General features: G+C 47.0%; 9 protein-coding genes. 3 read left to right on the plus strand and 6 right to left on the minus strand.

Annotated elements, in window-relative coordinates:
* Positions 1-53: 53 nt before the first annotated feature.
* Positions 54-494, minus strand: a complete 441-nt coding sequence (locus tag ACXAH6_RS07975; RefSeq protein WP_474876128.1) for a ZapG family protein — start codon at positions 492-494, stop codon at positions 54-56.
* 389 nt (positions 495-883) lie between these two features.
* Here ACXAH6_RS07975 and zapE point away from each other — a divergent pair, with 389 nt between their 5' ends.
* Positions 884-1,987, plus strand: a complete 1,104-nt coding sequence (gene zapE / locus ACXAH6_RS07980; protein ID WP_474876129.1) for a cell division protein ZapE — start codon at positions 884-886, stop codon at positions 1,985-1,987.
* A 108-nt stretch (positions 1,988-2,095) separates the two neighbouring features.
* A complete protein-coding gene (locus tag ACXAH6_RS07985; RefSeq protein ID WP_474876130.1) occupies positions 2,096-2,821 on the plus strand; it encodes a YebC/PmpR family DNA-binding transcriptional regulator in 726 nt (241 codons plus the stop codon).
* A 93-nt stretch (positions 2,822-2,914) separates the two neighbouring features.
* On the opposite strand, the gene ACXAH6_RS07990 is transcribed toward ACXAH6_RS07985, so the two are convergent.
* Both ACXAH6_RS07990 and ACXAH6_RS07995 read right to left on the minus strand, forming a co-directional pair.
* The gene (locus tag ACXAH6_RS07990) at positions 2,915-3,958 is read right to left on the minus strand and encodes a FecR family protein (protein ID WP_474876131.1); all 1,044 of its coding nucleotides are present in this window, start codon (positions 3,956-3,958) and stop codon (positions 2,915-2,917) included.
* On the minus strand, positions 3,951-4,508 hold the full coding sequence (locus ACXAH6_RS07995) for an RNA polymerase sigma factor (protein WP_474876238.1): 558 nt from the start codon (positions 4,506-4,508) through the stop codon (positions 3,951-3,953). Before ACXAH6_RS07995 ends, ACXAH6_RS07990 begins: the two co-directional genes overlap by 8 nt.
* A gap of 262 nt (positions 4,509-4,770) precedes the next feature.
* Between ACXAH6_RS07995 and ACXAH6_RS08000 the strand changes: the two genes are divergently transcribed.
* Entirely contained in the window at positions 4,771-7,872 is a 3,102-nt protein-coding gene (locus ACXAH6_RS08000; RefSeq protein ID WP_474876132.1) for a TonB-dependent receptor, read from the plus strand.
* Between the two features lies 1 nt (position 7,873).
* On the opposite strand, the gene ACXAH6_RS08005 is transcribed toward ACXAH6_RS08000, so the two are convergent.
* From ACXAH6_RS08005 to ACXAH6_RS08015, 3 genes are read right to left on the minus strand one after another with little or no spacing between them, the layout of a single operon-like run.
* Entirely contained in the window at positions 7,874-8,551 is a 678-nt protein-coding gene (locus ACXAH6_RS08005) for a DUF6445 family protein (protein WP_474876133.1), read from the minus strand.
* On the minus strand, positions 8,544-9,278 hold the full coding sequence (locus ACXAH6_RS08010; protein WP_474876134.1) for a SapC family protein: 735 nt from the start codon (positions 9,276-9,278) through the stop codon (positions 8,544-8,546). Before ACXAH6_RS08010 ends, ACXAH6_RS08005 begins: the two co-directional genes overlap by 8 nt.
* A gap of 15 nt (positions 9,279-9,293) precedes the next feature.
* Entirely contained in the window at positions 9,294-10,850 is a 1,557-nt protein-coding gene (locus ACXAH6_RS08015; RefSeq protein WP_474876135.1) for a tryptophan halogenase family protein, read from the minus strand.
* Between the last annotated feature and the right edge of the window lie 58 nt (positions 10,851-10,908).

Here is a 10,908-nt window from a genome sequence, read left to right on the forward strand (position 1 = left end):
GTTATGCGTATGCTTTGTCAGTGACCCTCAATGCAGAATGAAAGTTCCGAATACTATTCTTTTTCTGCGGCAGATGGCGTTGAAGTGCCGACGAATAGCCCTGAACCCGACTTTGCGAAGTCTCTTGGTTGCGCACCTGGAGTGGTTTGCACACGGCTTTGCTCATTCGATTTCAAGTTATTGCGAAGGTACGTTGTTGCTTCTTCGCCAAAAAACGGAACGCGAGGTTCGGCGTTTTCAGGATCCTGCGCTAACAGCTTTTCATAGCTGTCAAGATCTTTCTTTAATCCCTCGCATTGGTTTTGGATCAGTTCAAGTGAATGACGCGTTTGTGCCAAGTGGTGAGAAGCTTGTTCTGCCATTAGCGACTTTAACGCGCGTTCTGCTTGTTCATTCGCTTTAATCGCGCCTTCTTTTGTGTAAACAAATCGGGCAACAAAAAAGCCAATAACTAAACCAACAATCAATAAAGCGAGAGGGATGATTACTTCCATTGGGGTCTCCAAAATTCCAACTCAATCACGTGATCACCTGAATCATATATTCAGGCAAGTATATTCAGACTATAGCAAGATCAAACTCACTTTGCGCTGACACTTTGTGGCAGAATATGTCTGAACACTGTCGCCGCCAGTTTGTTTTTCCACCCTGTAACCCACAACATTATCGTTTTGTGCTGTGGTTTGCAGGTGAAACCGCGCTATCCGGCGATTCTACCGTGATTTAGCGATAAATTAAGGTCATAATTACAATTTTCAAGCAGGTCGGTGCAGCTATTATTCAGAAGCCTTAGCACCACTTTGTGAACCTTGCTGACTTTTAATGATGAGTTTGCCGTTTTTCGCGCACACATCGACGATGTATTCGGGAGTTACCGCTGTCTATGACACCATGGGAAAAGTATCAAGAAGACTTAAAGCGTGAGGATTTTCATCATGACCCAGCGCAACAAAACGCCGTTAAAGAATTACAACGCTTATTTGACGACCTAGTTAACCAACAGAACAACAAACCTTCAGGGTTATTTGGCAAAGTGTCAGGGCTGTTTGGCAAAGCCGCAGCGAAATCCTCAATTGATGGTATTTATTTTTATGGCGGAGTAGGCCGAGGTAAAACGTACCTTGTAGACACATTTTTTGATTGCTTGCCTTTTGATAAAAAAATGCGGGTGCATTTTCACCGTTTTATGCACCGCGTTCACGCAGATCTTAAGCAATTGGGGGGAGAGCAAGACCCATTGCAAATTGTCGCTGCGAATATTGCCAAAGAAGCGCGGGTGATTTGCTTTGACGAGTTCTTCGTTTCTGACATTACCGATGCCATGATCCTTGGCACCCTAATGGAAGCCCTGTTCGCTCATGGTATTGTGTTGGTTGCTACCTCTAACATTGTTCCCGACGAGCTATATCGCAACGGGCTGCAACGTGCGCGCTTCTTACCAGCCATTGCGCTGATTAATAAACACACCCGAGTGATCAATGTTGATAGTGGGGTGGATTACCGTTTGCGTACGCTAGAGCAAGCCGAGATATTCCATTATCCATTAGACAAAGCCGCAACAGAAAATTTGATGTGTTATTTTGCTCAACTGTCGCCAGAAGCTGGCGTAAAAGACGCGGTGATCAATGTAAACAATCGACAAATTAAAACCCTGAATCACACCGACGGGGTATTAATGATCGACTTTGCACAGCTGTGTGAAGGGCCGCGCAGTCAGAGTGACTACATTGAGTTGAGCCGTGTGTATCACACTGTTTTGTTGGCTAACGTGAAGCAAATGGGGCAGCAAAATGACGATGTAGCACGCCGATTTATTGCCATGGTCGATGAATTTTATGAGCGTCACGTTAAGCTGATCATGTCTGCTGAAGTGGCACTCACTGCATTATATACCGACGGGCGATTGAGCTTTGAATTCCAGCGTTGTTTAAGCCGGTTAAAAGAAATGCAGTCTCGCGAATACCTCGCAAGAGAACATTTGCCATAATTGTTTTGTGCAAAAACTGTAAACTAAGCGGCAAAATCGGTAAAATCCGCAATATTTTTATATTCCAGCGTCGTGACGGCGCAATTGTTCTTACAGAAGAGATAAAAGATGGGCAGAGCATTTGAAGTAAGAAAGAACGCCATGGCGAAGACCGCTGGCGCGAAAACTAAAGTTTATTCTAAGTACGGTAAAGAAATTTACGTGTGCGCAAAAAATGGTGGTCCAGAGCCGGACACCAACCTGTCGCTTAAGCGTTTGATTGAAAAAGCGAAAAAAGATCAGGTACCTAGCCACGTTATCGACAAAGCGATTGATAAAGCAGTGGGTGGTGCAGGTGAAGATTTCGTGCCTGCGCGTTATGAAGGCTTTGGCCCCGGCAACTGTATGGTGATTGTTGACTGTCTAACCGACAACAACAACCGTACTATCACAGATGTACGTAACTGCTTCACCAAAACAGGCGCTAAAATTGGTGCTCAGGGGGCGGTAGCGCACATGTTCGATCATCAGGCGATTTTCCAATTCGCAGGCGATGATGAAGATGCAATCTTAGAAGTATTAATGGAAGCAGACGTTGATGTAACAGACGTGGAAGTAGAAGACGGCAAAGTCACCGTTTATGCACCACATACTGAGTTTTATGCGGTAAAAACAGCATTGACTGACGCATACCCTGATATCAACTTTGAGGCAGAAGAAATCAGCTTTATGCCACAAACGGAAGTTGAAATTAGTGAAGACGACATGCCAATGTTTGAGAAATTTATGGACATGTTGAACGACTGTGACGACGTACAAGACGTTTACCACAACGCGATTACGCCTGACGCGTAATTAGGGTTGTAATAAAAAACGCTGGTGCGCGAAAGCCACCGGCGTTTTTTTGTGCCTTAAACGTTGTTGTCGCCCAAAAGGGAATGAATAAAACTACCCTTCAGCTTTATTGATTAACACTGTTTTGTTGGCATTACGCTGATAGCTAAGATGAAAGTTTTCTGCCAACGCGGTGAGTAAGCCGTCAAGGTCTTGGGTATTGAACAGCCCAGCTACTTGAATGTTACCCAATGCTGGGTCGGCTAATTGCAGTTGGGTATCGGTGTAGCGGCTGACCTCGGCAATAACTTCAGACAGCGGTTCTCCGCGAAACACTAGCTTACCCGCACGCCAGGATAGGTCAGCGTTAATGTCGTCTTGAGCAAGGCGAGTGATAACCTTCTCAGGCGCAGACAAATACGATTGTTGACCTTGGGTTAGCGACATAGACGTAACAGGCAACCGCACTTCCGTCGCTTGTCTTAAAGCGTTGGTATCTAGGGTTTGCGTAGCCACGCGAACACGCCCTTCTGTAACAATTAAATCGAGGTTGTTATCAACCCACTGTACATTAAATGCCGTGCCTACGGCTTGGATCATTTGGCCGTCGGCAATGACATTAAGAGGGCGGGCTTTGTCTTTAGCTACATCAATGTGAATTTCGCCTTGTGCCAATTCTATCAAGCGTTGATGGTCGGTATATGTCACCACCACGTGAGTATTGGTATTTAGTACTAGGCGGCTACCATCTGCTAATTGTACTTCTCGCTGCTCACCCACCTTAGTGTTGTATGGCATACTCGATTGGATGTGTGCTATGGCCGGTGTTGAGTCGGTGGGCATTTGATTAAAAGCAAACACACCGAGTATGGCAACAAGAGCGAACGATGCCGCTATTTTCAACGGACTCATCACTCGCTTTTGAGTACGAGGGGGCGGCACCAAGTCGGCAAGCTTTGACAGCACTTCCATGTTGTCCCATAACTTTGCCATTTCTAAAAATGTGTTTTGATGCGGACGATAACGCAGCCACTGTTTTAATGCCTGTGTTTCTTCATGGGTTAGCCCTTCATCTAGCTTGGTTAACCACAGGCTTGCCTCATCTAAAATTTTATCGTGATTGTGCAGTGGCACGACATTGTTAACCTGATTATCCATGTTGATTACCTCGCTGACTCCGGTCAGGTTGGTTCCCCTGTTCAATGTTACGCATATACACAGTACATCGTTTTATGCCTTCGGCGATGTGCTTTTCCACTGTCTTTTCACTTATTCCTAGTTCAGATGCAATTTCTTTTTGAGAATAGCCGTAGACCTTTTTAAGTACAAATGCTCGTCGGCATTGTGGCGGAAGCGCCCTCACCGCATCGCAAAAATGCGAAAACTCTTGCTGATTGGCTGATTGCTTCAAGGTTTCATCAGTGTCGTCACCGTGGTGATTTTCCAGATGGTCATGGGCTTCAATTGCATCATCAATTAATCGAACGTCTGCACGTTTAAGATGATCGTAAGCAAGATTGCGGGCCGTTTTATACAAAAATGAACGCGGCTCACGGATATGGCTGGTGTCTTTTACCTGACACAAGCGAACGTAGGTATCTTGAAGAATGTCGTCAACTTCTTTGGGCGGCACGAGGCGCGACAGCATTTTGGCCATCCCGTTACGTGCGAGCATGTAGGCATTATGTATTGTTTTATCAACCGACATTTTCATGAAATCTTGCGTTACCTAATGTCATGACGAATGGACGGTTATTTTCCCCCAATTGGGAGATGAAAAATATTCAACTTTGGATAGGTAGACTAATGGTTAATTATTGTTAACCAATTGTGATTTTTACTTTACACTTCGCCACCCACTATTATAGGGTTGTGGCCTAGTGCTGAGGCGTAAATATGCCTAGAGTGAATTTGGTTTGTAGTTGTTTTGTGTAGCGATTGTGAAGTTATTATCGCCAAACGTGAGGTGAATGTTGGGTAAATTGGTTAATTTGAATTTGGCGCCAATTGCTGCTGTGTTCGCTTTTTCATCGTTTGCTACGCATGCCAATACACACAACGACAAGGTGGTACAAAATCGCAAGATTGTTAATTTTTCCATTCCAGCTAAACGCGCTGATGAAGCGCTGATCGATTTTGCCAGCCAAGCAGATCTTACCATTATTTTTCCCTTCAATAAGGTGCGGCACACACAGGCCAATGCGGTAGTAGGGGCTTATTCAGTTACCGAAGCTATGGCGTTGTTGCTCGCTGGCACACGCCTCAGTGCCGAAGTAAGCAGCCAAGGGCAAATCAAGATTACCGTAGCGGAAGAGGAAGATTCGTCTGGATTTATTCAACGCTGGCTACGCAGCCTTGTGGCTGAACAAGACGCTATGCTGAGCGTACCCGTGGATGACCAGACGCGTCTGGTTGAATACATTGAAGTACGAGGTTTACGGGCGAGAACGGCGCAATCTCTTGGTATTAAACGCGACGCCGACTTTTTATTAGACACCATTCAGTCGGTAGAAATGGGGAAGTTTCCTGATCAAAACCTTGCTGAGGCGCTACAACGGGTATCGGGGGTGTCGATTGACCGTTCTGAAGGCGAGGGAAAGTACGTAACCGTGCGGGGGTTTGGCCCTGAGTTTAACCGTGTGATGATCAACGGTCGTCAACTTGCCACAGACTCCCTCGGGCGGGAATTCAGCTTTGATACCTTAGCGTCTGAGCTGGTTAGTAATGTAACGGTTTATAAGCAAGGGCAGGCAACACAACAATCGGGCGGGATCGGCGCCACCATAGACATAGTGACAGACAAGCCATTGTCGTATCGGGGCATGCGTATTGCCGGTAGTGTTGAAGCCCAATACGATACCAATGCTGAAAGTACTCGCCCTCAAGGCTCTTTGTTATTTCGCAATACGTATAATAATCACAAGTTTGGGGTGTTGTTCTCACTGACCCATCATCAGCGTCAGGCGCGAATAGACGAAGCGCAAATCGACGGTTGGCTTGTGAACACAGACGTACCAGACAGTGAACTGTCGCGACCCGTCGACACCTTGTATGTGCCGAGGAATTACGATCAACGAGTTCGGTTTGATGAGCGATCACGTACCGGCGGTACACTGGTATTGCAATATCGCCCTAGTGACGACATCGACATTACACTCGATTATTTGGGCTCGCATTTTGATGTGAACACCTCGGCAACGTCGATGGGGCATTGGTTTACGTCTAGCAATTTAGAAAACGTAGAGGTGGATTCGCAAGGCACTGCGGTGTATTTTTCTCAACAGCAAGGCCATGCGACAGACTTTCATGCCAGAACATTTAATCGCGAAAGCCAACTCGATGCTCTCGGCCTTAATGTACAGTGGTTCGCCCGTGATCATGTGATCATCGATACCGATTTATCCTATTCTCGGGCGTCGTCTGAAGATAAAAATGGCAGCGGCAATGCGCTGTCGTTAATAGGGTATTTGAATCGATCGACCTTCGATCATCGAGCGGGCAATGTTCTCCCGGCAATTTATGGGTTTGAGTCTCCGCTGGCTTCCCAACGCGATGCCTACGGCAATGCCTCTGGCGTTGGGCACTACCTAGACCCCGCCAATGGTCGTGCTCACGTTATGCTAAAGCGAGGCTGGGATGTTCAGGATGATGTGGCCCAGTGGAAACTCGACGGTCAATGGTTATTACAAAGCCAAGGTTTAACACAGTGGAATTTTGGCTGGCGCATCGGCAAGCAAACGAAACGAAATACGCGCTATGACAACGAGGGCAACGCCCGCCATTGTACCTTTTGTGGTTATTTTGATTCGCCTGATATTCCCGACAACTTTCAGACCTTGTTTAACGCCGGTGAAGATTTTCTCGGCGGCATTAGCGGCCATCAGTCTATTCCGACTCAATGGCTACGACATGACGGAGAAGCCTTATTTACTTATTTGGAATCAGTAGGGGGTGTGGATCTCGGTGCGCAAAAACGCAATAACTCCTATGAAATTGCTGAAACCACTTATTCGGCGTATTCCGATCTGTCGTTTGAATGGGATTGGTCTCCGCTAGCGGTTGTTGCTCATGGTGGAATGCGGGTGGAATACACCGATGTAACGGTAAGCGGCATTACGGAAAATTTAGAATCGTTAGTGATTTTAGATAAAACCGAATTGGCCCCGATTACAGGGTCGCCCATATCGATACAAGCCTCGCAATCATACTTACATTGGCTGCCCAGTATCAATGTAAAAGCCATGCTGTACGACAACTGGGTATTGCGCGGTGCGTATTCTCACAGCATTACTCGACCTACGTTGTCGCAAATGTCACCGGGGATCACCTTTACTACAACCCGACAAGGTGGGGATTTACGCGGGGCGGCGGGCAACCCTAAATTAACGCCTTTTGAGTCGCGTAATTTCGATGTTGCACTGGAATACTACTATCAAAAAGACAGTTATCTTTCGGCGGCATATTTTCGTAAATACGTAGACAATTTTATAGTGAGCGATAACGAAGACGTGTTATTCGCTGGTATTACCGACCCCAGTACAGGGAGTGATCCAGACGCTCCCGATGCACAAGACAGCGAAGCCGTGTTCGATATTATGCGGCCGGCAAACGGTCAAACTGCAATGGTGCAAGGTGTGGAGGCGAGTTGGCAACATGCGTTTGGCGAATCGGGTTTTGGACTACAGGCCAACATTAGCGCAGTCGACAGCAATGCAGAACTTGACCGTTACGATGTAAGACGAAAATTCGCCTTAACGGGTTTATCGGGCGCAGGAAATGTCGTGCTATTTTATGAAAAAGGGCCTTGGCAGTGGCGCGTAGCGTGGAACCTGCGCGGGGGGTTCTTACAATCTTTGGTGCAGTCGCAAAGCAATGAGCCAACCTTTGTTAACCCCTATGAACAATGGGATGCAAGTGCGTCATACCAACTCAGTCATCAAGTGTCGGTTTATGTGGAAGGGATCAACCTGACCAATGAAACTGTGCACAAACACGGGCGGTTTAACAATCAGTTATTGCTAGTACAAGATGCCGGCGCCCGCTATGCCATAGGTGTGCGGGCTACCTACTAGCTTACCACTGAATACAGGCATTGGCCGTTAGCCTACCCAGTGCGGGGCTTTCGCTCAATCCGTTGCTCACATTGATCCGCCCTGAGTGAAACACGTTTGCTGGATAGAATATGGCGCGATTAAATACCCCTTCTACCTGACCAATTTGCTCAAACAACGATGTTGTATTTTGAATATAGGCTTTTTGCGGTAAGCCTTCAGTTGTTGCTTGTGTTTTCAAACATTGCATGTACTGGGCGTAATTATGCTGATGCACGCGTTCTAACGCGGTGGCCCGATGTCGATAAAAGGCCGTACCATCATTCGCGTGATGAAATAGATAATGCACCATCGCCCATTCGTTATCGGCTGTGGTATCAATGTGTGGAATGCATTGAATGGGTTTGAGTTTGTCTTGTGGCGTTGTGGTAATAGAAAACTGATTCAGCGACAAAGACACAGGAGCATTTGCCCGACCGGCATGCTGCAAGAGTTGGGGGAGCGTCTGCTGGAGATAATCGAGGTAATGCGCTGGGAAAGGCGCGCGTAAACCGGGGTAGAAATCGCCTTGTAACGCGCTAAAAGTTTGACTGTTCGCGGCCTCAATTAATGCCGAGGGGTGAGGGTGAAAGTGATCAACCACGAGCAGTGGAGTGAGACTTTCACCAATGTGATGAACACTAACCGCACAATCAGCCAAACCAAGCATTTCCTTGTGCTATACGTTTATTCTTGCGATCTATGAGGTGATAAATCTGTGCATTCGACGCGATCAACGTATAAATGTATGGCAACCATTTTTGCGAATGAAGCGAGCCAATAGCGTCGCTTGGCAAAGCAGCAAGCTTGTCTTCATCAATGGTAAAAAGCCCTTGTACTTTTTTGCTTGAGCCATCGCCAAATGTAATATCAAGGGTAATGGGGGTAATGAGTTCGTACGACAACAATATGTCGATAAAGGCTCGGGTTTGTTGTTCACCGTCGAGTAATTGAGCCAATAACTGTTGCTTGTTGTTAAAGAAAACCGTGGGGTGACCCTCGGCATCAAATATTGCCTCTCCCTCGTTTTGGCTAAGTGCTAGGCTAGCTTCGTCAATACATACTACGGCATGCGCCTGCCCATCTTCGCGGGTTTCTTCACCAACAAAAAAAGGGTGGCGTTCAATCTGAGCGGGGACCGACAATGCTTGCCATTGGTTTTCTTGCCAAAACAGATTCTCGCCTTCGTCAAAACCTGTGAGTACAGAGCAAGTAAATTGTCCGGTTTCTGCATGCTTGGTCAGTACAATCGGATAAGTTACGACTAGTTTTTGGAATTCAGACACAACCACGGGGATCAAATGCTGATCGGCGCCCACCTTTACTGCATTATCGGGGTCAACGCGCAAGTGTTGATGAGTGTTTGGATTTAAGGCAATCATAGACATAGGGTATCTCTTTTATTACACCGGCTGAAGGCCGAACTGTTTAATTTTATTGAGCAGCGCTCTGTGAGTGGGTAACGCTTGCAATACTTTGTGTTTGGCTTGCTGTGCCATCGCCAGTTGAGATTGGGCAAAGGTGTCGGCCACCTGTTTTTGCCCAAAGGACAAATCAGAGGTAAAGCCCATCCCATACATAACATATTGATAGCTGGCCGCCGGAAAGACTTCATTGTTACTGGTAAAGTCGTGGTCATAAGGTGGGTGGTATTGCCACAGTGCCAGCAGGGTTTGCAGACTTTCTGGGATTGTTGCAGGGTCGCGATTATCACGCCAAAACGCAGAGTCATCGCGTTTGCTTAGCATGTAATGTAGCTTGAGAAAGTCGATTATACGTTGCCAGCGATATTGAAAGGTGTCGTTAAATCGCTTGGCAATAATAGGCATGGTTTGCTGATTTACAGGCAGTTGCTCTGCGATCATTGCGGCAGACAATTCAACTAAAACCAAGGCCGAGGCTTCCAAAGGTTCAAGGAAGCCCGCAGACAGACCAACAGCAACACAGTTATTTTGCCAAAAGTGCTGACGGTGGCCACTTTGTATCGGAATTTCTCTCACCGACGACTCGTCAAATGCGGGGCCTACATAAGCAGCTAGACGTTGCATGGCTTCATCCTGACTCTGGTAACGAGACGCATAAACATGCCCTACACCACGACGTTGCTGTAAACCGATATCCCATATCCAGCCAGCGTCTTGGGCGGTTGAAATAGTGTGAGTTGCTATCGGGCTGTTTTCGTCTTCATAGGGTACGTGAACAGCCAATGCTCGGTCGATAAACAAAACATCATCACACGGCACAAAAGGCACCTGATAATGCTGGCCCAACAGCAGAGATTTAAACCCCGAACAGTCAACAAATAAATCGCCATTCAACAGCCCGTTTTGTGAGGTTTCAAGGGCTGCAATATCACCATTATCATGGCTGACAATACCGGTAACATTGTCGAGAATATGGGTAACGCCGAGTTTTTCGGTGCAATGCCGTGTGAGAAGTTGGGTGAACTTGCCCGCATCAAGGTGGTAAGCGTAGTTGGCGACGGCAGCAAATTCGGCGTGGCGGATCGACTTAGGCGCTAAATTGTGCTCACACAAGGCTTCTTGAAAACACACGGCTTCAGAGAAAGACTGCCCAATAGTGTGTTGGTGTTGCTGCCAATAAGGCCCTAAATTCCCCTGAGCAAACCCCTGAGGAAGCATAAGTGGGTGGTAGTAAAAGTCATCTTCAGCGCCGGTAGTCCACTTGGCAAATTTTGCCCCCTGCTTGAAGCTGGCATCGCACTCGCGGATGAAATCGGTTTCTGTAATGCCTAACTTTATCAGCGTATTCCGCATTGTTGGCCAGGTGCCTTCACCTACGCCGATGGTGGGAACTTGAGGAGACTCTATCAGTACCACTTTTACCGGATGGTGGTCTTTTTTGCCGTGTTCGGCCGCGATACGTCCAGCCGTAATCCAGCCAGCGGCACCGCCACCGACGACGACTACTGTACGAATAGGAAGTGTTGACTTCGACACTGTAAACTCCACTGTATTGCAATGAGGCATAATCACTTGGCCAAATGGTTATGTCTCA

It is taken from the genome of Alteromonas sp. ABE4_545, assembly GCF_056161325.1.